This is a genomic window from Pseudomonas sp. NY5710 (assembly GCF_013305665.1).
Taxonomy (GTDB): Bacteria; Pseudomonadota; Gammaproteobacteria; order Pseudomonadales; family Pseudomonadaceae; genus Aquipseudomonas; species Aquipseudomonas juntendi.
Genome location: NZ_CP045554.1, coordinates 3,542,454 through 3,564,825, shown reverse-complemented (window position 1 = coordinate 3,564,825; position 22,372 = coordinate 3,542,454). Strand labels below are relative to the sequence as shown.

At 61.6% G+C, this 22,372-nt stretch carries 35 protein-coding genes; 7 read left to right on the top strand and 28 right to left on the bottom strand.

Annotated elements, in window-relative coordinates:
* Positions 1–51 precede the first annotated feature (51 nt).
* Together GEV39_RS16445 and queF are read left to right on the top strand one after the other, a co-directional pair.
* On the top strand, positions 52–579 hold the full coding sequence (locus GEV39_RS16445) for a cupredoxin domain-containing protein (protein WP_173890478.1): 528 nt from the start codon (positions 52–54) through the stop codon (positions 577–579).
* Positions 580–647: 68 nt separating this feature from the next.
* Entirely contained in the window at positions 648–1,478 is an 831-nt protein-coding gene (gene queF / locus GEV39_RS16440) for an NADPH-dependent 7-cyano-7-deazaguanine reductase QueF (protein ID WP_173890476.1), read from the top strand.
* 43 nt (positions 1,479–1,521) lie between these two features.
* Here the strand turns inward: queF and GEV39_RS16435 are convergent, their stop codons facing one another.
* Positions 1,522–1,785, bottom strand: a complete 264-nt coding sequence (locus GEV39_RS16435) for a DUF4404 family protein (RefSeq protein ID WP_009686300.1) — start codon at positions 1,783–1,785, stop codon at positions 1,522–1,524.
* Between the two features lie 122 nt (positions 1,786–1,907).
* Entirely contained in the window at positions 1,908–2,471 is a 564-nt protein-coding gene (gene pcrP, locus GEV39_RS16430) for an HAD superfamily inactivated hydrolase PcrP (protein ID WP_173890474.1), read from the bottom strand.
* 200 nt (positions 2,472–2,671) lie between these two features.
* On the opposite strand from pcrP, the gene GEV39_RS16425 reads away from it, so the two are divergent.
* Entirely contained in the window at positions 2,672–3,379 is a 708-nt protein-coding gene (locus GEV39_RS16425; RefSeq protein WP_173890472.1) for an MlaA family lipoprotein, read from the top strand.
* 60 nt (positions 3,380–3,439) lie between these two features.
* On the opposite strand, the gene GEV39_RS16420 is transcribed toward GEV39_RS16425, so the two are convergent.
* Positions 3,440–3,739: a PilZ domain-containing protein gene (locus GEV39_RS16420; RefSeq protein ID WP_173890470.1), complete on the bottom strand. Its 300-nt coding sequence runs from the start codon at positions 3,737–3,739 to the stop codon at positions 3,440–3,442.
* A 280-nt stretch (positions 3,740–4,019) separates the two neighbouring features.
* Between GEV39_RS16420 and rssB the strand changes: the two genes are divergently transcribed.
* Both rssB and rssC read left to right on the top strand, forming a co-directional pair.
* Complete coding sequence (gene rssB / locus GEV39_RS16415) at positions 4,020–5,201, top strand: two-component system response regulator RssB (protein ID WP_029885859.1); 1,182 nt, start codon at positions 4,020–4,022, stop codon at positions 5,199–5,201.
* Positions 5,198–5,680: an anti-sigma factor antagonist RssC gene (gene rssC, locus GEV39_RS16410; RefSeq protein ID WP_009686305.1), complete on the top strand. Its 483-nt coding sequence runs from the start codon at positions 5,198–5,200 to the stop codon at positions 5,678–5,680. Before rssB ends, rssC begins: the two co-directional genes overlap by 4 nt.
* Positions 5,681–5,757: 77 nt before the next feature.
* Here rssC and GEV39_RS16405 read toward each other — a convergent pair whose 3' ends face one another.
* The 3 genes from GEV39_RS16405 to dusA all read right to left on the bottom strand — a co-directional run bounded on the left by GEV39_RS16405 (position 5,758) and on the right by dusA (position 9,921).
* Complete coding sequence (locus GEV39_RS16405; RefSeq protein ID WP_173890468.1) at positions 5,758–7,608, bottom strand: alkaline phosphatase D family protein; 1,851 nt, start codon at positions 7,606–7,608, stop codon at positions 5,758–5,760.
* A 180-nt stretch (positions 7,609–7,788) separates the two neighbouring features.
* Positions 7,789–8,715, bottom strand: a complete 927-nt coding sequence (gene tal / locus GEV39_RS16400) for a transaldolase (protein ID WP_173890466.1) — start codon at positions 8,713–8,715, stop codon at positions 7,789–7,791.
* A gap of 195 nt (positions 8,716–8,910) precedes the next feature.
* A complete protein-coding gene (gene dusA, locus GEV39_RS16395) occupies positions 8,911–9,921 on the bottom strand; it encodes a tRNA dihydrouridine(20/20a) synthase DusA (protein ID WP_173890464.1) in 1,011 nt (336 codons plus the stop codon).
* 97 nt (positions 9,922–10,018) lie between these two features.
* Here dusA and GEV39_RS16390 point away from each other — a divergent pair, with 97 nt between their 5' ends.
* Positions 10,019–11,161, top strand: a complete 1,143-nt coding sequence (locus tag GEV39_RS16390; RefSeq protein ID WP_173890462.1) for a site-specific integrase — start codon at positions 10,019–10,021, stop codon at positions 11,159–11,161.
* Here the strand turns inward: GEV39_RS16390 and GEV39_RS16385 are convergent.
* The 11 genes from GEV39_RS16385 to GEV39_RS16335 form a co-directional block, all read right to left on the bottom strand.
* A complete protein-coding gene (locus GEV39_RS16385) occupies positions 11,130–11,411 on the bottom strand; it encodes a pyocin activator PrtN family protein (RefSeq protein ID WP_173890460.1) in 282 nt (93 codons plus the stop codon). The two genes, GEV39_RS16390 and GEV39_RS16385, sit on opposite strands and share 32 nt — an antisense overlap.
* A 10-nt stretch (positions 11,412–11,421) precedes the next feature.
* Positions 11,422–11,598: a hypothetical protein gene (locus GEV39_RS16380; RefSeq protein ID WP_173890458.1), complete on the bottom strand. Its 177-nt coding sequence runs from the start codon at positions 11,596–11,598 to the stop codon at positions 11,422–11,424.
* A gap of 38 nt (positions 11,599–11,636) precedes the next feature.
* Complete coding sequence (locus tag GEV39_RS16375) at positions 11,637–11,993, bottom strand: hypothetical protein (RefSeq protein WP_173890456.1); 357 nt, start codon at positions 11,991–11,993, stop codon at positions 11,637–11,639.
* Between the two features lie 51 nt (positions 11,994–12,044).
* A complete protein-coding gene (locus GEV39_RS16370; RefSeq protein WP_173890454.1) occupies positions 12,045–12,530 on the bottom strand; it encodes a class I SAM-dependent methyltransferase in 486 nt (161 codons plus the stop codon).
* Between the two features lie 46 nt (positions 12,531–12,576).
* The gene (locus GEV39_RS16365) at positions 12,577–12,840 is read right to left on the bottom strand and encodes an ead/Ea22-like family protein (RefSeq protein WP_173890452.1); all 264 of its coding nucleotides are present in this window, start codon (positions 12,838–12,840) and stop codon (positions 12,577–12,579) included.
* Positions 12,837–13,106 carry a hypothetical protein gene (locus GEV39_RS16360; RefSeq protein ID WP_173890450.1) on the bottom strand — a complete coding sequence of 90 codons (270 nt, stop codon included), beginning with the start codon at positions 13,104–13,106 and terminating at the stop codon, positions 12,837–12,839. The genes GEV39_RS16365 and GEV39_RS16360 overlap by 4 nt, the downstream gene beginning before the upstream one ends.
* Positions 13,103–13,612: a hypothetical protein gene (locus GEV39_RS26145; protein WP_249414284.1), complete on the bottom strand. Its 510-nt coding sequence runs from the start codon at positions 13,610–13,612 to the stop codon at positions 13,103–13,105. Before GEV39_RS26145 ends, GEV39_RS16360 begins: the two co-directional genes overlap by 4 nt.
* Positions 13,613–13,696: 84 nt before the next feature.
* A complete protein-coding gene (locus GEV39_RS16350) occupies positions 13,697–13,921 on the bottom strand; it encodes a hypothetical protein (protein WP_173890447.1) in 225 nt (74 codons plus the stop codon).
* Entirely contained in the window at positions 13,918–14,829 is a 912-nt protein-coding gene (locus tag GEV39_RS26140; RefSeq protein ID WP_249414283.1) for a hypothetical protein, read from the bottom strand. Before GEV39_RS26140 ends, GEV39_RS16350 begins: the two co-directional genes overlap by 4 nt.
* A 22-nt stretch (positions 14,830–14,851) precedes the next feature.
* Entirely contained in the window at positions 14,852–15,883 is a 1,032-nt protein-coding gene (locus GEV39_RS16340; protein WP_173890445.1) for a DNA cytosine methyltransferase, read from the bottom strand.
* 68 nt (positions 15,884–15,951) lie between these two features.
* Positions 15,952–16,548 (bottom strand): hypothetical protein, encoded by a 597-nt coding sequence (locus tag GEV39_RS16335; protein WP_173890443.1) that lies wholly within the window; start codon positions 16,546–16,548, stop codon positions 15,952–15,954.
* 318 nt (positions 16,549–16,866) lie between these two features.
* Here GEV39_RS16335 and GEV39_RS16330 point away from each other — a divergent pair, with 318 nt between their 5' ends.
* On the top strand, positions 16,867–17,220 hold the full coding sequence (locus GEV39_RS16330; protein WP_173890441.1) for a hypothetical protein: 354 nt from the start codon (positions 16,867–16,869) through the stop codon (positions 17,218–17,220).
* On the opposite strand, the gene GEV39_RS16325 is transcribed toward GEV39_RS16330, so the two are convergent.
* The 11 genes from GEV39_RS16325 to GEV39_RS16275 form a co-directional block, all read right to left on the bottom strand.
* Positions 17,217–17,741 carry a hypothetical protein gene (locus tag GEV39_RS16325; protein ID WP_173890439.1) on the bottom strand — a complete coding sequence of 175 codons (525 nt, stop codon included), beginning with the start codon at positions 17,739–17,741 and terminating at the stop codon, positions 17,217–17,219. The genes GEV39_RS16330 and GEV39_RS16325 overlap by 4 nt on opposite strands.
* Positions 17,742–17,983: 242 nt before the next feature.
* The gene (locus GEV39_RS16320) at positions 17,984–18,454 is read right to left on the bottom strand and encodes a hypothetical protein (protein WP_125855385.1); all 471 of its coding nucleotides are present in this window, start codon (positions 18,452–18,454) and stop codon (positions 17,984–17,986) included.
* A 17-nt stretch (positions 18,455–18,471) separates the two neighbouring features.
* Entirely contained in the window at positions 18,472–18,981 is a 510-nt protein-coding gene (locus tag GEV39_RS16315) for a single-stranded DNA-binding protein (protein ID WP_173890437.1), read from the bottom strand.
* 8 nt (positions 18,982–18,989) lie between these two features.
* Positions 18,990–19,661, bottom strand: coding sequence for a 3'-5' exonuclease (locus GEV39_RS16310; protein WP_173890435.1), 672 nt, complete (start codon positions 19,659–19,661; stop codon positions 18,990–18,992).
* Positions 19,658–20,524, bottom strand: coding sequence for an ATP-binding protein (locus GEV39_RS16305; protein WP_173890433.1), 867 nt, complete (start codon positions 20,522–20,524; stop codon positions 19,658–19,660). Before GEV39_RS16305 ends, GEV39_RS16310 begins: the two co-directional genes overlap by 4 nt.
* 10 nt (positions 20,525–20,534) lie before the next feature.
* Positions 20,535–20,681, bottom strand: a complete 147-nt coding sequence (locus GEV39_RS16300; RefSeq protein ID WP_172227661.1) for a hypothetical protein — start codon at positions 20,679–20,681, stop codon at positions 20,535–20,537.
* 118 nt (positions 20,682–20,799) lie between these two features.
* Complete coding sequence (locus GEV39_RS16295) at positions 20,800–20,994, bottom strand: hypothetical protein (RefSeq protein WP_173890431.1); 195 nt, start codon at positions 20,992–20,994, stop codon at positions 20,800–20,802.
* Positions 20,991–21,236, bottom strand: a complete 246-nt coding sequence (locus tag GEV39_RS16290) for a hypothetical protein (RefSeq protein ID WP_173890430.1) — start codon at positions 21,234–21,236, stop codon at positions 20,991–20,993. Before GEV39_RS16290 ends, GEV39_RS16295 begins: the two co-directional genes overlap by 4 nt.
* Positions 21,233–21,487: a hypothetical protein gene (locus tag GEV39_RS16285; protein ID WP_173890428.1), complete on the bottom strand. Its 255-nt coding sequence runs from the start codon at positions 21,485–21,487 to the stop codon at positions 21,233–21,235. Before GEV39_RS16285 ends, GEV39_RS16290 begins: the two co-directional genes overlap by 4 nt.
* 20 nt (positions 21,488–21,507) lie before the next feature.
* A complete protein-coding gene (locus GEV39_RS16280; RefSeq protein WP_173890426.1) occupies positions 21,508–21,765 on the bottom strand; it encodes a DUF551 domain-containing protein in 258 nt (85 codons plus the stop codon).
* Positions 21,762–22,028, bottom strand: coding sequence for a hypothetical protein (locus GEV39_RS16275; RefSeq protein WP_173890424.1), 267 nt, complete (start codon positions 22,026–22,028; stop codon positions 21,762–21,764). Before GEV39_RS16275 ends, GEV39_RS16280 begins: the two co-directional genes overlap by 4 nt.
* Positions 22,029–22,372 lie beyond the last annotated feature (344 nt).

Below are 22,372 nucleotides of genomic sequence, written 5' to 3'. Positions count from 1 at the left end.
GTCAGCGGTGACTAATGTGGCTTCATCCTGTCGTGTATTCCCGGAGTCATCATGAAGCGCCTGTTCATCGCCGCCACCCTTGCCATGGCCAGCCTGCCGGCCCTAGCCGGCGAGGCCGGCACCTTTGCCTTCGGCGCGCCAGCCCCGGCGGCCAAGGCCACGCGCACCGTAGAGGTGGTACTCAAGGATATCGTCTTCGAGCCCAAGAGCCTGCAGGTTAAAGCTGGCGAAACCGTACGCTTCGTGCTTGTGAATGAAGGCAAGCTGCCACACGAATTCAACCTGGGCGACAAGGCCATGCACGCCGAACACCAGAAGGAAATGCTTGCCATGCAAGGCAAGCTGTTCAATGAAGGCATGAACCACCAGGGCATGGACCATGGGCAAATGATGGGCCATGAACAGATGAAGGATCACGGCGGTGGGCACGCGCACGGCGGCGGCAACACGGTGCTGGTGATGCCCGGCCAGCGCGCTGAACTGACCTGGACCTTCCGCAAGTCGGCGCCTATCGAGTTCGCCTGTAATGTGCCGGGGCACTACCAGGCCGGCATGGTCGGGGCGCTGACCATCGAGTGACGGGGCCTGCAAGGCGGGGTGCAAAACCGGTAGACTAGGGGCAATTCCGAACCTCCAGGTCAGTTTACATGCATCCCGCTGCCGAACACTCCCCGCTGGGCAAAGCCAGCGAATACGTCGCTACCTACTCCCCGGAGCAACTGTTCCCGATCCCGCGTACCGCCAAGTGGGCCGAGCTGGGTGTTACCGCCCAGACTTTGCCGTGGCACGGTGTGGATTACTGGAACTGCTTTGAGCTGAGCTGGCTGCTGCCTTCTGGCAAGCCCGTGGTGGCGATTGGCGAGTTTGCCATTCCGGCCGATTCGCCCAACATCATCGAGTCCAAGTCGTTCAAACTGTACCTAAACTCGTTGAACCAGACAGTCTTCGCCACCCTCGACGAGCTGCAGGCATGCCTGGCGAAGGACCTGTCGGCAGCAGCGGGCAAGCCGGTTGGGGTGAAGGTGCGCACGTTGGCAGAGGTCGAGGCCCAGGGGGTGGTGGCGTTGCCCGGCCTGTGCATCGATGCGTTGGACGTTGCCATCAGCAACTACGCACGGCCGCAGCCAGAGCTGCTGCGCTGCAGCCCTGAGCGGGTGGTCGAAGAAACCGTACACAGCCACCTGCTCAAGTCCAACTGCCCGGTTACCGGGCAGCCAGACTGGGGCAGCGTGGTCGTCGAGTACAAGGGCAGGGCGCTGGACCACGCCAGCTTGCTGACCTACCTGATCAGCTTCCGCCAGCATGCCGACTTCCACGAGCAGTGTGTGGAGCGCATTTACCTGGACTTGAAGCACTTGCTGCAGCCGGAGCACCTGACCGTGTATGCACGGTATGTGCGCCGCGGGGGGCTGGATATCAACCCGTACCGCAGCACCGGTGCCATCAGCCCGGATAACCAGCGGCTGGTTCGCCAGTAAGGGCTGGTAACGCAGAAGGGGTGCAATGCACCCCTTCGTGGTGTCAGATCCCCATGCTGTGCAACGAGTTGGCAATGCTGCGCAGGGTGGCGGTAAGGTCGGGGTGTTCGGCCTCGAAGCGCTCGATCGCCAGGTTCACGCCATCCACCAGGTTGTTATCCGGGGTAGCTTCCTCCAGTTTCAGCTGAGCCTCGATCTGGCGCGCTTCTTCGTGCAGTGCGGCCAGCTCTTCTTCCGAAAGCGGTACGTTACGGTCCAGTTGCTCGCGCAAGGTGTTCAGGCGCTCTTGCAATTCGCGGGCAGGCATTGGCTTTTCTCCATCAATGGCTTGGCTAGCCATGGACCTCAGCGAAGCGGCAAAGGTTCTGGCCTGCTTTCAGCGTAATCCACCTGCCGGCGCTTTGCATGATCCGCGTCAACATGGCTGTATCAGGGTTTTTCACCTTTGGCCCGGCGCCGGGCGATGTCCTGCAGGCAGGTATCCAGCGCTTCCAGGTGGTCGATCACCGAATGCACGCCCAGGCTGAACAACGCCAGGGTCGCCTTGCCGCGCGCCAGGTCCTGTTCCGCAGGGGGCAGCGCTTGCCATTGGTCGGACCTGGGTTCGCACAGTGGGCTGCAGGCGGCCAAGCCGACCGTCCACAGCCCGGCGTTGAGCCCCGCCTGCAGCAACCGCGGGTCGCCACTGACCAGTACACAGCCTGCCAGGCGTTGGCTGCCCAGCTGCATCAGTGCTTGCCAGCAGGCATTGGGTGCTGGCAAGCCCGGGTCGGTCACCGTAAGCCCTGGTAGCCACTCAGGCAGCACCTGGGTCATGCGCTGGCTTGGCGGGTCGGCAAGCTCATCCAGCCAGATACAGGGTACGCGGCGCTGATGCAGGTTGGCGAGGATGGCCAGCGCACCGGGGGCCGGTGCGGGTGCGCCGTTGACAGCCTGTACCAGGCAACCGCGCAGGCCGAACAGCACAGCGGTGAAGGCGGGTGTAGCGTGCATGGCGGCGTCCCCAAATACGCCGCAGGCTATTGGCTGATTGTTACCGCGCTGTGACAGTGGGGTCTGCTGCAACAGTTGTTCACAAAATATTGAGCAAAAATGTGTAAAGCTGTCTAACAGCCCGTAAGCCTCTATACTGCCGCCTTAACGCCACGCGCCCCGTTGCGCTGGCGGCCGAGAAACCCGATGGAGAGACATCTATGCGTAGGATCGGTGCCAGTGTGATCGATCGAGTCACCCAGGCCTGTGTCTGTGCCAGCATGCTGCTGGCGCCCGTGGCCGCCACCCAGGCGGCCACCGAGGAAGATCCCTGGGAAGCGGTCAACCGCCCGATCTTCCGTTTCAACGATACGGTAGACACCTATGCCCTCAAGCCATTGGCCAAGGGCTATGAGGCCGTTACCCCGCAGTTTCTCGAAGACGGTATCCACAACATCTTCCGTAACCTGGGCGATGTGACCAACCTGGCCAACAACATCCTTCAGCTCAAGCCCCACGCAGCCGGCGTGGACACTGCGCGGCTGATCGTCAACACCACCTTTGGCCTGGGTGGGTTCTTCGATGTGGGCACCAAGATGGGCCTGCAGCGCAGCGACGAAGACTTCGGCCAAACCCTGGGCTACTGGGGCGTGCCGAGTGGCCCGTACGTGGTCATCCCGCTGCTGGGCCCAAGCACCGTGCGTGATGGCGTGGCCAGGTACCCGGACACCTACACCAAGCCTTACCGTTACATAGACCACGTGCCGACCCGCAACTCGATCTTCGCCCTGGACGTGATCGACACCCGCGCCAGCCTGTTGTCGGCCGAGAAGCTGATCCAAGGCGACAAGTACATCTTCATTCGTAATGCCTACTTGCAGAACCGCGAGTTCAAGGTCAAGGATGGCGAAGTCGAAGACGACTTCTGACCGATCGCGCTGTGCAGGGGCGCCCGCGCTAGGCCGCCCCTGCTGGCTTCGGGCGCCGCTTCAATGCATTGCCAGAATCTTCAGGCCGAACTTCTGCTGGCCGCCTGGCTGGTCGGCGATCCACACCACCTCGGTGCTGGCGTGCAGCCCCTTCAAGGCCGGGTGGTCGGAGTCGATTCGCACTTCGAGCTGTTGACCTACCTGAAAATGCTCTGGCGCCTGCACCTGCATGCCGCCGCTGGACAGGTCCAGGCAGCGCGCCGCGATGACCTGGCCTTCGTGCAACAAGCTGACTTCGGCGTCGATGCGCATGCGGATGAAATCGCGTTTCTCGCTGTGACTGGAGGGCGTGTGGGGCATGCTGCATCCTTCCCATCGGGTTGCGCTGGTCGACTTTCTTATAACTCCCGGTGATTTGCCCTGTAAAGAGCGATGAGGTCGAACCACGCATGCTTGAAACCCCTGGCGGATGGGAGTACCGTCTGCGCCTTACAAGGTTGCTCTCACAGTTGCCGACAGTTGCCGGGCAGGTGTTCTTGTCCTACAACTCAAGTAGAGTATGACCACAAAGAATTCCCGTAGCTGGCCGTCTGCCTTGCCGACACCGCTGCACCAACCTAAATCGGCGCCGTTCGCCCACATGCAGAATACCAGTGCAACGCTGCTGATCATCGATGACGACGACGTGGTCCGTGCGAGCCTCGCCGCGTATCTTGAAGACAGTGGTTTCAGCGTGCTCCAGGCCGGTAATGGCCAGCAGGGGCTTCAGGTCTTCGAAGAGCACCAGCCCGACCTCGTGATCTGCGACCTGCGCATGCCGCAGATGGGCGGGCTCGAACTGATCCGCCAGGTCAGCGAGCGTGCGCCGCAGGTGCCGGTGATCGTGGTGTCCGGTGCCGGCGTCATGAGTGATGCGGTGGAAGCGCTGCGCCTGGGGGCTGCGGATTACCTGATCAAGCCGCTGGAAGACCTGGCCGTACTGGAGCACTCGGTGCGCCGTGCCCTCGACCGCTCGCGCCTGGTGCTGGAAAACCAGCGCTACCGCGACAAGCTCGAAGCCGCCAACCGCGAACTGGAGGCCAGCCTGCACCTGCTGCAGGAAGACCAGACCGCCGGCCGCCAAGTACAGATGAACATGCTGCCGGAAAGCCCATGGGCTGCCGGCGAGTTTGCCTTCGAGCATCAGATCATTCCGTCGCTGTACCTGTCGGGTGATTTCGTCGACTACTTCCGCGTCGATGACCGGCGTATCGCCTTCTACCTTGCCGATGTTTCCGGGCATGGCGCGTCGTCGGCCTTTGTCACCGTGCTGTTGAAATTCATGACCACACGCCTCATGTTCGAACTCAAGCGCAACAAGATGCGTGAGTTCAAGCCGTCGGAAGTGCTCAGCCACATCAACCGCGGGCTGATCAACAGCAAGCTGGGCAAGCACGTGACCATGGTGGGTGGCGTGATAGACGAGGATTCGGGCCTGCTGACCTACGCCGTTGGCGGCCACTTGCCGCTGCCGGTGCTGTATACCCCAGGCAACGCCCGCTACCTGGAAGGCCGTGGCCTGCCGGTGGGGCTGTTTGACGAGGCCACTTACCAGGACCTGGTCGTGGAGCTGCCGCCGCAATTCAGCATCAGCCTCATGTCCGATGGCATTCTGGACCTTTTGCCGGGTGATACGCTCAAAGATAAAGAAGCCGCCTTGCCGGAGATCGTCAAGGCAGCAGGTGGTAGCCTGGATGGGCTGCGTCAACGTTTTGGATTGGCTACGCTTGGGGAGATGCCGGATGATATCGCCCTATTGGTGTTAAGCAGGAACCTTCAATGAGTACCGGTAGAATCCAGTTCGCCGAGCAGAGCGGTACCTTTGTACTGAAATTTGTCGGTGAAGTGCGCCTGACCTTGTGTTCGGCGCTGGATGCAACGATCGAGAAGATTTTCACGGCGCTGAACTTCTCGGCCATTGTCATCGACCTGACCGAAACCGAGAGCATCGACAGCACCACCTTGGGCCTGCTGGCCAAGCTGTCGATCCTGTCGCGGCAGAAGGTAGGCCTGCTGCCGACGGTAGTGACCACCAATCCGGATATCTCCCGGCTGTTGCAATCGATGGGCTTCGATCAGGTGTTCAACATCGTCGATCGGCCGATTCCCTGCCCCGAGTGCCTGACCGACCTGCCATCGCAGGACCAGAACGAAGACGTGGTGCGTTCCAAGGTGCTGGAGGCGCACAAGATCCTCATGGGCCTGAATGACTCCAACCGCGAAGCGTTCCATGACTTGGTGAATGCGCTGGAGCGCAGCTAGGTACTGTGCCGTGACGGGCGCGCGCGGTAGTAGCGGCGTCACTTCGCAAGAGGTTGGCCTGGCCACGCTCCGCCTGGCTACGGGGCCCTGACAAACTCGGTTGCCTGCGCGCCACCCGCATCCAACTGATACATGCGCTCTGGCCGCCCTTGCTGATCAAAAAACACCTGCCCCAGCCCTGCGCCGTTCCACAGCCGTTCCCCGGCCTTGCTGTGGCTGGGCGTGCGTGGCACGACCTCCATTTCCCGGCGTTTGGTAAACCAGTTAAGCGGCGAGCGCGGCGAGTACAGCCAGCGGTTAAGCCGGTCCAGCACATCCAGCAGGCGCCGGGGGAACTCATTCTTGATGCCGCTGCTGGTCACTTGCCACAAGTGCGGGCTGCGTTGGCGGTGGCGAATCAGCACTTCGTAGACGAATGAATAATGCACATCGCCCGACAGCACCACGTAGTGCCCGGGTGTGCGCGAGTGGCGGAATATATTGAGAATGACCTGCGCCGCCCCGCGGTGGGCCATCCAGTTTTCGGCGTCGACCAGCAAGGGGTAACCCAGCCAGCTGAAGACCTTCTGCACCGTCTCGATCAGCTTCACGCCGAAAATCGGCGCCGGTGAAACGATGACTGCCGATGGGTGGTCGAGCAGCGCCTGCTGCAGTTCACTCAACGCTTCCCAGTCCAGCAGGCCGGATGGCCTGGCCAGGTTGCTTTCGCTACGCCAGCGGCGGGTGCGGGTGTCCAGCACCAGCAAGGGTGGCTCGGTGGGCAGGCTGAACTGCCAGCCCTGAAAGCGCAGCAGCTCACCGATCACTGCATCCTGGTTCTCGCCGGTCAGTGCCTGGCACTGGCCGAGCAGCGGTTTGCAGGTGTCCGGGGCATTGCCCCAGGCCTGGCACAGCAGGTAGCCGAGCAGGGCATTGCCGATGATCCGCCGTGAGAACGGGTGGCCGTAGGCGGTCTGCTCCCATTGTGCCGACAGGTTCCAGTCGTCGGTGATGTCGTGGTCGTCGAAGATCATCAGGCAGGGCAGGTGGGCCATGGCCCTGGCCACTTGGCCAAGGTTGTCGGCAAACCCGCGGACTAGCGGCAGCTCGTGCTGGTAACGGGCCTGGTGCTGGTCGCTGAGCCCGGCTGGCATGGCCAGGTCGACCAGCTGCCACGGTACGGGTGACCACACCAGCAGGTACATGGCCATGACTTCGGCGAAGGTCACCAGGTGGTTGTCAGCGTTGCTGGAAGAGAAGATCGGTTTGCGCTTGCCACCGAAAAACCGCTCGCGCAGGGTTTCGTTGAGCTTCTGTGCTGGCAACAGGTCTGCGCGGTGATAGTAACTGGCCGGGTGCTGGTACAGCGCCTGGCTGTCGGTGACCACCGCACCTTCAAGTTGCTCGTCGAACAGGCCCAGGCGCGCGATCAGGCTGTGGATGGCACGCAGCATCGGCCCGGCCACGTCGTCGGCATACACCTGGTCGCCGGTCATCAGCAGCACGGCGGGCCGGTCTTGCGGGGTTGTGCAAGCCTGCAGCAGGCGGTCGGCGCACAGCAGGCCGTCGGCCGCAGGGTGGTGCGGTTTGCGGCAGGAGCCATGCAGCAGGTGGTCGAGGCGCTCGCGCAACACCAGGTTGGGGCGCTGGTTACCGGGGTAGAGCAGGTGAGGTGCCCAATCGGCGATGCCCCTGCCATCGATTAGCAGGTCATAGTCCAGCAGCTGGTTGCAGGGCAGGGGGTCGCTGAAATGGATGTCCAGCAGGTGAATGAAGGCCTGCTTGCCTACGGCTACCACCTGGCAGTCGACCTGGGCCTCGCTGGCGGGGCAGACGAATTGCGCGTGCAGCGGTTCGGTGGCAACCAGCCAGATAGCCAGGCGCTGGGGTTCCAGGCGCCGCAGGACCGGGCCGGCGAGTACGAGGGGCAGCAGTGTAGGGGCGGTCATCAACAGCTCGGGAAAAGTATGGGCCTGGTCGCAGGTAAAGCCGCCCCTGCATAAACCGATGCAGCAGCGGATGTACTCGCGATCAGGCCCTGGAATTCAAAACACGATCAGGTGCTCGGTAGAACGAATGGGGCGCAAGGTGCTTGCCACCTTACGCCCGCCTGGCAAGGCCGAGACTACTCAGGCCTTATCAGCCATGAGTTTTTCCAGCTTTTCCTGGTCCCGGGCAAACTGGCGGATGCCTTCGGCCAGTTTCTCAGTGGCCATGGCATCTTCGTTCATTGCCCAACGGAACTGGCTTTCGTTCAGCATCTGCTTGGCTTCGCCAGCATTGCCTGGCTTGAGCATGCGCGGCAACTCACCTTGGTCGCTGCTCAATTGGTCGAGCAGGTCAGGGCTGATGGTCAGGCGATCGCAGCCCGCCAGTTGTTCGATCTGGCCGATGTTGCGGAAGCTGGCACCCATGACGACGGTGTCGTAGCCATTGGCCTTGTAGTAGTTGTAGATGCGCGTGACCGATTGCACACCCGGGTCTTCGGCGCCCACGTAGTCCTGGCCGGTGCTTTTCTTGTACCAGTCGTAGATCCGGCCCACGAACGGCGAAATCAGGAACACCCCGGCATCCGCACAGGCCTGGGCCTGGGCGAACGAGAACAGCAAGGTAAGGTTGGTCTGGATACCTTCCTTTTCCAGCTTCTCGGCAGCGCGAATGCCTTCCCAGGTCGAGGCCAGTTTGATCAGCACGCGGTCACGGCCGACGCCGGCTTTTTCATACAGGTCGATCAGCGCCCGGGCCTTGGCCAGCAGGGCCGGTTCGTCGAATGACAGGCGGGCATCCACCTCGGTGGAGATACGCCCGGGAATGACCTTGAGGATGCCCGAACCCACGGCCACGGCAAACTTGTCGCAGGCCAGGTCGACATTGCCCTTGGCGTCTGCCTTGACCTGCTTGAGCAGGTCCGCGTAACCCGTGATGGCGGCGGCTTTGAGCAGCAGCGACGGGTTGGTGGTGGCATCGACCGGTTTCAGGCGGGTGATGGCGTCCAGGTCGCCGGTATCGGCGACCACGGTGGTGAACTGCTTGAGTTGTTCCAGCTTGGAGGTCATGGGCGTGCTCTGTCCTGTGCAATGACTCGACATTACCCGAGCCCCGACGGCCGCTCAAGGGCCGGTAGGCGCGGGCCTGCCACGAAGGGTGGTGTGAAGATGATATTCGAGTCCGGCGCCACCCCGAGGTTCCGCACACCACCAAACCACCGCGCGCGCTGGCGTCATCTGCTACCGCTGTCGTTACACGGCGCATCAGCGCCCCTGAAGCAGCTCCATTGCCTGGTCGAACACGGCCAGCGGCTGCGCCGCCTTGTGAATGTCCGCCGACAGCAACTGACGGAAGCGCCGGGCGCCCTTGAACCCCTGGGCCAGCCCCAGAATGTGCCGGGTAACATGATGCATCGCGCCACCACTTTCCATGTGCGCCACGATATACGGCCGTAGCTGCGCCAACGCCTCGCTGCGGCTGATCACGGCAGCTTCGCTGCCGAACAGTTGTTGATCCACTTCCGCCAGCAGGTACGGGTTGTGATAGGCCTCACGCCCCAGCATCACCCCGTCGAAGGTTTGCAGGTGCGCCTGGCACTCGCCGAGGGTTTTGATTCCGCCGTTCAGCACAATCTCCAGGTCCGGGAAGTCGGCCTTCAATTGTGCTGCCACGTCGTAGCGCAGCGGTGGAATCTCGCGGTTTTCCTTCGGCGAAAGCCCTTCCAGAATCGCGATGCGCGCATGCACGGTAAAGCTGCGGCAGCCCGCCTCGCGTACTTGGCCAACGAAGTCGCACAGCTCGGCGTAGCTGTCGCGCCCATTGATGCCGATGCGGTGCTTGACCGTCACCGGGGTGGCTACCGCATCGCGCATGGCCTTCACGCAATCGGCCACCAGCGCCGGGTGGGCCATCAGGCAGGCGCCGATCATGTTGTTCTGCACCCGGTCGCTCGGGCAGCCGACGTTGAGGTTGACCTCGTCGTAGCCGGCTTGCTCGGCAAGGCGGGCACAGGCCGCCAGGTCGGCAGGCACGCTGCCGCCCAGCTGCAGGGCCAGCGGATGCTCGGAAACGTCATGGCGCAGGAAACGGTCAGCGTCGTTGTGCAGCAGGGCGCCGGTGGTGACCATTTCGGTGTAGAGCAAGGTTTGCTTGGACAGCAGGCGCAGGAAGAAGCGGCAATGGCGGTCTGTCCAGTCCATCATCGGAGCAACAGAAAACCGCCTTACTACCGTATCAATTGAGCGGGCCGCGTTTTCTGGTGTTTCGGGGTGCATTCGGGTTTCTCTCATTCTCTATCGTTTGCCACCTTTTTTGCTTATTCTCCAAACCCCGTTGCTGAATTTCAGCAAAGGCATCGGAGGATTTAGCAAAATGGGCACTATCACTACCCGCAAAAGGAAAGACGGGTCTACCACCTACGACGCCCAGATCAGGATCATGCGCAAGGGCGTGAAAGTCTATCAGGAAAGCCAGACCTTCGATCGGAAGACTACGGCCCAGGCCTGGATCCGAAAGCGCGAGGCCGAACTGCACGAGCCGGGCGCGATCGAGAAGGCCAACCGGAGCGGGGTAACCGTCCGTCACATGGTGGAGAAGTACCTCGACCAGTACGAGAAGCTCAGGCCGCTTGGCAAGACCAAGCGCGCCACCTTGCTGGCCATCAAGGAAACCTGGCTGGGCGATGTCATCGACAGCGAACTGACCAGCCAGAAGCTGGTGGACTACGCCATGTGGCGCATGGAGAAGGACGGCATTCAGGCGCAGACCGTGGGCAACGACTTGGCCCACCTCGGCGCCGTGCTGTCTGTTGCTCGGCCTGCCTGGGGCTATGAGGTAGATCCGCACGCCATGCCGGATGCAAGGAAGGTGCTGCGCAAGATGGGCGCCGTCACCCGGAGCCGTGAGCGTAACCGCCGGCCTACCCTGGGCGAGCTCGAAAAGATCCTGAAGTACTTCGAGGAGATGCGCGAACGCCGCAAGCAGGAGATCGACATGCTGCGGGTCACGCTGTTCGCGCTGTTCTCCACCCGCCGGCAGGAGGAGATCACTCGAGTCCGCTGGGACGCGCTAAACGAGAAGGATCGGTCGGCGCTGATCACCGACATGAAGAACCCGGGCCAGAAGTACGGTAACGACGTCTGGTGCCATCTGCCGGATGAGGCCTGGCGGATCCTGCAGTCGATGCCTCGTGTAGCCGATGAGGTGTTTCCGTACAACTCGAAGTCGATTTCGGCATCCTTCACCAGGGCCTGCAACTTCCTGGAGATAGACGACCTGCACTTTCACGACCTGCGCCACGATGGCGTCAGCCGCCTGTTCGAAATGGGGTGGGATATCCCGAAGGTGGCCTCTGTTTCTGGTCACCGGGATTGGAACTCGATGCGGCGCTATACGCACCTGCGGGGGAATGGCGATCCATATAAAGGATGGGAATGGATCGAGAAGGTGATAACGGGCCCCGTGATCGAGGCCCAGAAGAGGATCAAGAGACGCGTCGAAGACCGCGACCCATGAGCTTGTCGTGCTCGGTCTTGGCCTTCTGGTGCTGCGCGTCCAGATAGGCAGCCAGATCGTTCAGGTGCACGCCACGTGCTGACTTCTGGCTGCTCTCCATGCAGACCAGCGGCAGGTTGATCTCGCCCCGCGCCACCTTGCCCTTCATCTTTTCCGGGGTCAGATGGCTGAAGTAGTCGAGGCACACGCGCTCGAGTGGGATGATTGCCTGGCCGCCGTACTGGGCCATGAGCAGGAAATAGGTGTTCATGTGAGCCTCCTCAGGCCGTGAAGTGGTGCCCGACCTTCGCCGCGCGGGCGGCGTCCTCGGTGCGGAACATGAGTTCTTTGGTTCCAGGCCAGCCCTCGGCCGTGTATTCCACCGATACCCACCAGGCGCCGAACTTGCGGTACGGCTCGCCGAGGATCTTCGTGACGTAGCAGTCGATCAGGTTCATGGATGGTCTCCACGCCGCCGGTGGCGGCAGGTTGGTGGTCAGGCTGCTTTCTGTGAGTGCGCAGCGTCACGGCGGCGGCAAATTTGCACCTGCAGTCGATAGGCTCGGAAACGGCGGCCGTCACCTGGTGAAACCTCCGGAGCCAGGTTGGCCAAATCCTCTTCCAGCATGCCGAAGTAGTACAGGTGCTCTCCGTCACCCATCCACTCTGGTTGGGCTGTCGCCCAATCGCGGGCCTGAACGCACGGAAGGCAGGTCTTGAAGCTTTCCATCGAGCCTTCCCAGCAGCCAGCCACCAGCTGGTACCGTTGCCCGGGATCGATGTGCCCGCGGCATTCGCAGCAGGTATGGCGCTTCCGGGCCACGGGCTCGGTCGTGGTCTGAAAATCAGACATGGTTGCTCCTCGCCCGCGCATGTCGGCGGGCTTGAGTTGTAGGGGAGGGGGTTAGTCCGAAGCTGGGCGCTTCATGAAGGTGATCCAGTGCGTCTTTTCGCGCTTGCCGGACTTGTGGCCAAACAGGGGCTTTTCATCGGTGAGGGCCAACAGCTCGCTGACCAGCACCTGGGTTTCGTTCCACTTGAAGATCAGGATTCCCTCGGGCTCCAGCACGCGGAAGCACTCGGCGAAGCCCTGACGGATGTCCTCCCGCCAGTCGCTGGTCAGTAGTCCGTACTTGGCGCGCATCCAGCTATCGACGCCGGCCCGGGTTAGGTGCGGCGGATCGAACACGACTAGGCGGAAGGTAGAGGCCTCGAAGGGCAGGCGACGGAAGTCCATCAGCACATCGGGCTCAACCTTCAGCACACGGCCGTCGCAGAGCAGGTGCTCTTCGTCGCGGATGTCACCGAACAGGGCGCGCTGGTCTTCCTTGTCGAACCACATCATGCGGCTGGCGCTGCAGGGGTCGAGCACCTTGGCAACTGCGCTCATCGCGGCCCCCTGTAGATCAGGTAGGCCATGTACATCAGGGGCAGGATCATAGGAGGTGTGCTCCTGCTTCAAGAAGGCCGTCGCGGTCCTCGGTCACTCGGGCCAGAGAGCTGGTGAGGTGCTCGATTTCCAGAATGAGGTTGAGCACCACCGCAGGCTGAGCAGCCACAACAAAGGCGGCATCCGGCACGCTCATGAAGGTGGCTAGAGATTTGCTCTGATCCGCCACCGGGCAAACCTGATTACCGTCTCGCTCCCACTCGCCCTTGGTGGCTGCGCGGGCCAACTGCTTGAGTCGTTCTTTGTTCACAGCTCATACCTCTCATCAATCCAGCGCCCAGGCGCCAGAGCGGGTGTAGGTTCGGGTTGGTTTTCGTGCGGGGAGAGCTGGCGCTGGTTGCCGGCCTGCAGCTGGCTGTCGGGGATGCAGCTCAGCCCATTCGAGAGCTTCCAACAGGTCACTCCACGTTGGTCGTCGTGGTAGACATCTGCGCTGTAAGGCAGTTGTCGGGTTTCCCGGGGGTCTGCGCTGGCGCCGGTGGTCAGCAGCAGGAGGCAGAGGGCGAGGCGGATCATTTGCGCAGGCCCTCGTCCGGGTCCAGCCCGTAACGCCGACACAGCGCTTGGGCTACGCCTGAGCCGCAGACAAAGGCGTCCATCATGAGTACCCAGCGCGGGGTCTTTTGCCTGCTTGTTCCGCTGACGCACCGAACCGCAGTACCGATGAGGTCATCTTCCGTGTATTCGCAACCCGCCAGGGTGATGGTTCGGCTCTGGCCCTTGAGTCGTTCAATTTCCGCCTGCAGCTCGGCAACTTGGCCGTGTTCGCATTCGTCGCTTTGGTCGTCGATCAGCTTGAGGCCCACCATTTCGTCGCCGCGCCAACCACCGTAATCGTGGTCGTACCGCTCGCAACAGAAGCCTTCGTCGCCGTCGCGGGTCGGGATCGTGTAGCTGTCGAAAGGACCACCATAGGTCGGCACCATCCCGCCATCTGGGTGCTCGATCCACATGAAGAACTTGCGGCCTGTTATCGGGCATTCGTCCGGGCACCACCGTGCCGCCGTTTGTGCGCTGGGCATACGGATTCCTTGGCCGCCATATCGCGGCAGTGAATAGAGGGGAGAGGGGTTACAGCTTGGAGTACAAATGTGCTCCGTGGTGGTCTAGCCTTGTGCGCGCATGAATGCAGCCATGTCGCCCATCTGCTCGACGATGAAGCGCTCTTCGTCTGCTGCGGATGCGAGGATCTTTTTCTTGCGTTTCTGGCAGAGCAGGCAATCGACTTCGGACCAGTCGCCTGACAGCTCGGAGGACTCCCCTAACCAGGTGCCGCAGGGCGCTTGCTCGAGGCCTTCCAGGTCGGTGAATGGTACGAAGTGCGTCCTCACGACTTCACCTGCGGCTTGCGCTCCAGGGCTGCGCGAGCCTTCCAGGCTTGCCACTCGGGATTCACACCCCAGTCTTCATAGTTGCCGTCTGGTCGCTGCTTGAGGTGCTGAGACAGCCAACCTTTGTCGAGCGCATACGCTTCGAAGCCTGCCCGGTCGTCGATCTCAACCGGCGCGCTCGGCTCTGCGCTGGCAGGAGCTGTGGAATCCAAATCCTTGGCCATATGTCGTAGCAGGCAGGCAACGTCATTGAGTGCATCAGGATTACCACTGCCCATCTGGATAGCGTTCAAAGCGGCATCGCACCAGTGCTTTGCGAGCCTTAAGGCATCGCGCAGCCGCTCAACCTCGACAGGATCGGCGTGGGTCCAGAGCTTGGCCCCGAGCCGTGGCATGCGCCCGGCAGCCCAAGCAATTTCATGCAGGCCCTCGCTGAACGCTACGACTTCGCCCACTGGAGTGTCCTGGTGCTGTTCGCCGGATGCCGCTACGGTAATCGGCCCCAGCCCAACAATCGGCAGCCCAGTCTCCGCCGCATCCCTCTCTGCCTCTTCTTTGGTCCACCAGAAGGCAGTATCAACCATCCAGGCTATAGGCTCGGGGTGGGCTTGCTCAGCTGCAAGGTGGTGCCAGCTCTCGACCTCGAACTCTGCCGGTCGCAGGCCAAGTCGCATGCCGTCGCCCATTACCGCCGTGACGGCGCCGTGGCTATTCGTCCACACGGGATAGGTTTGACCTTCCTTCGCCACCGGCGCATCGCCCTTGATGTAGGCGAGCCCGATGCCAGGCATTGGGTCGGCGGTGACGGTCTTCAGCATCTTGACCGTGCGCGGCACTCGATCGCCATACGGGTAGCTATCGCTGCGCTGGTGGAGTGCAGGGCAATTGATTTTGTTTTCTGTGGGCATGAGTAACCTCGCCGGAATGGCTTCAAATGGATTCGAGATACGCGGCTATGAAATGCGTTGCCGCTTCCGCATTGATGGCGTTACCGTAGGCGCGCAGGCGTCCCACTCGGCTGGTAGCCCCATGAGCCAGCGGGAATGTGCCGGGTTCAACTGGCCGCCACTTTCCATCCCGGCAGAAGAGCCAGTCAGCATCTGCCCAGAGGCCGTTAACCGGGCCGGCTGTGGCGACTCTCGCAAGAGAGCTGCAGTCTCCGACAGACCCATCATTCCCGGGCGCGGCGCTACATTCCCCTGCTTTATGGCATCGGTCGCCGTGCAAGTTGGCCACCCTGCAAGGGTGAATGCCTGTTCGCTCAAGGGCTTGCCCCTGGATTGCTCCAGGCGGCCCGCTAGGAACTCCGACGATCCCGAGGCGCTGATCCAATCGCGCGCAGCCTGGGTTGCCCAGCCCGTTAGGCACGCTGCCGCTGCCAGATCCGGACCATGGTTGCGCATCGCCTCCATGAGGCCGCCCTCGAAGGTGCGCACCCCTTTTTCTGCCAGTGCTGCCGTTGGCGTGGGCCACCCAGTACGTCCTATCCCGGATGTGCGGAGCACCGACGCCCGCAGACGGGAACGCGATAGCCCCGAAGGCATAATCCATGGCTTCCACGTCAGTTTGTACAAGGTCGAGCCAAGGGTCTGCGTCCTTGCTTGCAACCTGCTCTCCAAAGACGACTGCAGGCTGGCGCTCACTGATGAGCCAATGGAAGTGGGGCCACAGGTGCCGCTCGTCATCAAACCCAGCTCCCGCGCCTGCCGCGCTGAAAGGTTGGCACGGACAGGAACCAGTCCAAACAGGTCGATCATCGGGCCAGCCGGCGCGGCGAAGGGCGTAGGACCAAACGCCGACGCCGGCGAAGAAGTGGCATTGGGTGTAAGGCTTGAGGTCATCGGGGTGCACATCCTCGATTGATCGTTCGTCAACGTCGCCTGGAGCGATATGGCCCGCGGCAATGAGGTTGCGGAGCCACTGCGCGGCGTATGGGTCGATCTCGTTGTAATACGCGGGCATAGGCGGTACCTCGCCGGGGAGGCGTTATCGTTGAATAGGGGAAGGAGCTGGCGGGCAGGGCGGAAGGGTTAGGCCGTAACGCGCGCGCCGATTACCTTGGTGCTAAAGGTGACCTCATAGTTGAGGGTCAGCTCGAACTGGCCGTCGCACACGTCGCAGGACATCGTCTTGTCGCCGTAGTCCTCGGTTTCGATATGGATGACAGAGGCGCAGTGCGGGCACTTGCACTGGTCCTGGTACTCGAAATCTGAGTCGTCGTATTCAGCTTCTGCGAACTTGGCCAGAGCATCAGCCTTGGCCGCCGCATCAAGTCGCTCCTGGCAAGGCTTGCAGTTGAAACCGTCGCGAGTACCCCATGGTGTGTCGGTCAGCTGAGAGCGGTGAGTTCCGCAGCTGCTGCAGACATTGTGGACATCGCAGACTATGTAGCTCCACTTGCCGACCTCGCCGTTGCACTTGTTGCAGCCAGATACCCAGTACCAGGCGCCGTCGATAAGTTCGGCGTACAGCCCTTTTTCTGGCGGGTCGAGCTTCACTTCCTGCAGGCCATTACGATGCGGACGGTCGTGGCTCATCGCGTTCCAGATATTGGTATGCCCGGACCTGATCCTTTCAGTCCATTCGCCGGGAATCTCGGGGATAAGGATCTTGGTGTGCTTGTCCATGGCTTTCTCCATGCATGCGCCGCCCTCCGTGGCCGGATGCGGCATGGTGTTGGTATGAGAGTTGCTCTACCCCTGAAACACTAAGAATTTGGGGGAATGCCGTAATGACCCAGGGCGATTTTCGCTACATGGTCTTCGTGGTAGTAGCTGTGGTGGTGCTTACGATTGTGGGGTCATGGGTGTTTCTTGAATTCATTAGCTGAGCCCCACCGGCGGGTCATGTCACACCCTAAATCGGGCCGGTCCACATGGTGGCAATTTGGTTTGGGATGGGGTATTACGGGTGACCGGCATGGGGCCGGGCACAAGGAGTGATGAATGAAGCTGAATGATGATTTCAAGCCGACATGCCAAGCAGAGGGATGCGGAAGTCTCAACTTCGTTGGAAAGATCGCTGAAGTCGATAGAGCAGATAAGCCGATCGGTCTGCTTTCTTGCGTAGAATGCGGAACTGTTGTTGGAGCGTTTCCCGGAGCACTTCAACGTGACCCTGAGCAGCCGGCAAAAACTGCCGCACCCAAGTCAAGTTGCTGCGGTTCTCATAAATTTGTCGCGTACCTTGACCGCTACAGTTCAGGCTTTATCGACCAGCCAGCTCTGATTCTCTGCGGCGACTGTGAGAAGACAGTAGTTGGAAACATTCCTTCTGATGCGGTATGGAAGGACTACTAGGGCTGATTTGTGCCTGGAGCGATTATCTGCTCCCCTGGATCCTGCTGAATCATCAGCATGCTCTTCCGGTCGAAGGCCAGGGCCAGGCGCGGTGAGATGCTGATCTTGTGTCGCGGCGGGGTGAGAAACTTCGCCGCGTGCATCCGGCCCAGGGCGTGGATGCCGTGGATCAGCGCCTCCATCATCTGGCTGTAGGTGGCGTCAGCCCAGCCGCAGATGGCGCGCAGGTGCTGTCCGGTTCGCTTCCTGGCTGACAACCGAAGTGGCTCAGTCCGCGCCACAGATCGGTGAGCATCGATTTCGTGGCGCGCGATCCTGAACAGCGCGTGATGCCCGAGCGCTTCGATGTGATGAATCATGAGCGTCATCGCCTCGCCCTGTTCCTCGATCCCGGCCCACTCCATCAGCTCCAGCAGGGCCTGTTTAGTCCCTGGTCGAACCTTCAAGCGTAGGTCTTCTTCCTGCAACCGGGCGGCTTTGGCGCGGCGTTTCTCGTCGCGCTCCTTGGGTGACATCGCCATACGGCACCTCCATGATTCCGCTGGGCGGGATGTGTATGTGCAGCTGGCGGCGACGCTGCTGCGTGAGCTTCTGGATGCGTCTCATGGGTGGCACACCTCAATGGGCGTTTTCTTCGTCGAGCCAGACGGCATAACCACCAGTAGACGCTTGTTTCCTCGGTATACGCCCCAAGGCTGACCAGTGGATCTGGCCATGGCCGCCGCGTACTTCACGGCTGGCACAGGCTGAGACATGGTGGCGATCATGTCTCAGCCATACCTTGCATTAGGCGGTGTTCCCGATGCAGTTGTGCGTGGCACTTCGCGCACAGCCACACCACAGATAGCGGGTCTTCGTACTGGGCGTGATGGCCTTGGATGTTGGTGGTGCTGAAGCAGTCGGGAGCCATGCAGCATGGTGATTTCCAGAGGTCGCCTCGCTTCACGGCATTTTCGACCTGCATGTGAGCATCGCGCTTTGCACGGTTGCGCTCGATGTAGGCAGCCTTTGCTGCGTTAGATCGATCCCTGCCTGATTTGCTTGCGGCGTATCGGTTTCGAGCTTCTACACGGTGCTGGCTTTGAAAACGACTGCGCTCATACTCACGGTAATGTTCACGATTTTGCGCATAGTTCAGGCGCACCTTGGCTTTCACGCAGTCTTTGCAGGCCGCGCGCCGAGGGTAGAAATCACTGACCGCTTTCTGGGCGCCGCACTGGTTGCAGTGCTTCATGGCGCCTCCGATAGGATTTAGAAGGGGATGTCAGAATCGAAACTGTCGTCTGGATCTGGCTGTTGCTGCGGCGCCTGGCGCTGCTGTTGGTACTGCTGGCGCTGCGGCTGCTGACGTTGTTGCTGTCGTTGCTGCTGAGGCTGGCGTTGCTGCTGTTGCTGCTGGCCGCCGCCTTGGTTGTCAGGCCGCCCCCCGAGCAACTGCAGGGTGCCGTTGATGTCGACGTGCACCTCTGTGGCGTAGCGCTTGATCCCGTCCTTCTCCCACTCGCGGGTTTTCAGCTTGCCCTCGATGTAGCACTGGGAACCTTTACGCAGGTACTCGCCGGCGATCTCCGCGACCTTGCCGAACAGCACCACCCGGTGCCATTCGGTTTTCTCGACCTTCTGGCCGGTCTGCTTGTCTGTCCACGCCTCGCTGGTCGCCAGACTGAGGTTGGTGACCGCGTTGCCGTTCGGCAGGTAGCGGACCTCGGGGTCCTGGCCGCAGGTGCCGACCAGGATGACTTTGTTTACTCCGCGGGCCATGGTGTCTCCTAGCGCTGCAGTGCTTTGCGAACGAACGGGTCGAGGTCAGGTTGGTTGAGCAGCCAGCGGCGGTAATCGGCTGGCAGGTCTCTGAACTTGGCCCCACGATGCTTGCCGAAGCCAATCACGGTCGGGATGCGGGCGTCTTCCGATATGCTCCAGAGCTCTTCCCATTCGGTCACCGGGCGGCCCAGCTCAGTAGCCAGTGCATCGAGGATCTTGACCAGCAGCAGGCGGCAGTTTTTCACGTCGTCCAGCGCGGCGTGGGCGTTGCGCAGGAGGCCTGGCGCTTGCTCGCGGTAGTGGAGGTAGATCATCGCCGATTGCGAGTGGTTGTCGGCGTCAGGCCACAGACGACGGCTCAGCGCCGCGGTGCAGATGCGCTTGAGCTCTGGCTTTCCGATGACGCCCCAGTCGTAGTCGACGTTGTGCCCGACCAGGTATTCAATCTCGGCGGGCAACTGGAATTCCTTATGGTCCGGGCAATCCGCCAGCTCCTCGTCGAGGATGTGGCTGGTGGCCAGGGCACCGAGCTCGATCGGCTTGCCCGGCTTGTAGCGCTGGAGGAACTCGGTAGCCACCGGCAGGCCAGGAATGGCAGCCAGTTGCAGGTAGGCGGCCTCGACCAGTTGAGGGTCGTTCAGGCCGGTGGTTTCGCTGTCGAAGATGCAGGCTTTCATGCTGATTGCTCCTGAGGGGTGAGTTCGTACTTGCGCTGGTCCTTCGCGGCATTCAACTGCGCAAGGAGGTGAGGGGACTGCTCGAGGACGCGATAGGCTGCCGAGAACACGCTCTGCAGCTCCTGCATCGTTTCTGTGATCGGAATCTTCGACAGGGCGTCGTCGAGTGCCGCAGCCTGGAGATCAGCTTGAGACTTGCCATCGTTCAGCCAGGCCAAGAGGCGCCGGCCGGTTTCTGGGCTGATCACTTCAGGCTGATCGAAGAGCCGGGTACGGTCCTTGGTGGCCACGGCAACGTTGCCGTCGTGGAGGAGGTCGAGCACTACGGTGAACTCGTAGTCAGATCCGTCACGCTGCTCGGACTTCATGCCAAGCTTGAGGATCTTCTTGCCTTCGCCCTGGACCGTCTCGGTCTTGCTGCGCATCGTGCAGATGATGTGCAGCGGGCTGGTCAGGATGGTGTCGACCAGCTTGCGATGGCGCGGCGTCGTCTCGTTCCAAGCCGACCAGGTGTTGCCCTTGTAGCGCTGCTTGGCGATCGTGTCGTTGATCTCAAGGCAGCCACCGGAGCCGACCCATTCATGCGAGTAGCTGTCGATGATCAGCGTCGAATAGCCGCCGGCCTCAGCGGCCTTGATGGCCTCGATGTACCGCTCCGGCGAGTACGGCGCGCTCAGCCCCATGACGTCGAAGTCGGTCAGGTCGGCGTACAGCGAGGCGCTTTCGTGCTCGGTATCGATTACCGCGATCGGGCCGCCCAGGCCGATGGCCAGTTGCAGCGCGGAATAGGTCTTGCCTGATCCAGATGGGCCGGTAAGTGCTAGCCGTAGCCTTGCCTGCTTACGTTCGGCTTTCTTGAACATTGGGATGCCCTCAGTTCGGTTGGTTGTCCCACTGCCGCTCAATGCGAGCGGCCTCTTCTTCGTACTCTTTGCGCTCTTCGCCCTGGTACCGCTCAGGCGAGAACGAACCGACCGTCATCCAGTCGAGCTGGGCGGCCAGGCGGGGTGTTGTGTTCATGGGGTGCCTCAGGAGGTGATGCGGTCGGCGTATGCGCTGGCCAACATCCATGCGGTGCACAGGGATAGCGTAATGAAGCTGCCGCGCCAGAATGCCCAGCGTCGCGCTTGCTGGCGGGTCACGGCCTGACCCTCACAGCGATGCGCCGGCCTTTCATAGTGGCGCTCAGTTGGCGCTTCAGGCTGGCCACTGGCAAGTCACGAGGTAGCCCGATCACCTCGTTGAAGGGGCGCCCGAAGCTGATGATGGCCAGACTTCGCTCGATCTGCTCAAGTTGCTCGTCAATCAGCGATTTGACCGGTGAGGTGCTCATGAGAACCTCCGGGCTTGCTGCCCCCACTGCTGGTGATCGTGAGCGATCATGCGGTCACGGCGCTGGATAAAGTGGTTGCGCAGAGGGAGGTCGATGGCGCCGGTGAGGTGCGCCAGGTCGATGGCGATTTCAATCTCACCCTCGAGCCGGGCACGACCGCTCAGAGAATCTGAACCCTTGGCCATGGCCTCAAGGCGAGATTCGATCATGCCGATCACATCGTTACGCGTTGAATTGTTCATGCTGTCCTCCGGGCGGCGCCTGAGCCGCATATGGCTTCCATCTTGTCGAGTGCCGCGCTCAGCACACGGCGGCTTACCGCCCGCTGGCGTTCATCACGCTCGCGGATCATGGTGTTCCAGGCCTCGTTGTTCGCCCTGGCCTGTTCAGAAGTAAGGTGATCCGACCAGCTGGTATCGCCGAAAAGGCGCATCTGGCGGTCGACCTCGCGCGCCTGGGCGCTGTCTGCGTAAAGCTCCTGCTCGTGAGCCATGGTCGCCTCCAGGTGGTGGGTTACTCGGTGGGTGGTTCTGGAAGTGGTTGCCAGTGGGTGACGCCGTTGCTCAAGTACATCTTCGTGTAGAGCTGGTTGCCGGCGTCATCCAGGCCAGCGGTGACATCGCCGAAGTAGTCTTCGATGTGCACCATGTCCATCCCGCCCTTCGGCCATGCATTCTGCCCAGCGTGCGGTGAGGTGCCGTCGGCGTAAGCGAGAACAGAGTCATCCTGTAGCTCGGGCAGCCTGTCGCTGCACTTGATCCATCCGCTCATGCCGCCTCCGGGTACTTCTCACCGCAAAACATGCAGTAGCTGCCGATCATCGACAGGTCCTGCTTGACGGTCTTGAAGCCGCCGGCGCGCTTGGGCGCCTGATACTCAACGTGCAGGTTGAGCTTGTTTTTGGTCTCCAGCGTTTTGCCCAGGATCATCGCCATGCCCTGAAGCTCGACTGTGAGCGACTGAGCCCCATCGGGTAGCTGGGTGGCGATCTTTTCCTTGGCTCTGGCTTCGACTTCAGATGCGCAGTTGCACATTGGGATGTCCTCGTCTGGACCGCATGAGGCAGGCTCCAGCGCAGGTGACCAAACCTACCGCGCGCCGTGAGAGCGCAGGGCTGGAGCCTGTCTGATGCGGTCGTATGTGAAGGGAAGGGGTGAAGCGTGAAAGCCCGAGGGTCGCCCGGGCTTTCATCAAAGGTATTGCTCTCTGAAGCAGTGCCCAGCTGGTAGGCCTGGGCGTGCTGTCCTGTTACATGGCAAATCCTCCGGTGATCACACGCTGGGATAGCAGCGGCACTCAAGAAGGGGATGCGGGATGCATCGGGGTGTGATCTGGCCGGTGCTGGTCTCCGGCTCGGGGTGTCCGCCTGCTCAGGGTC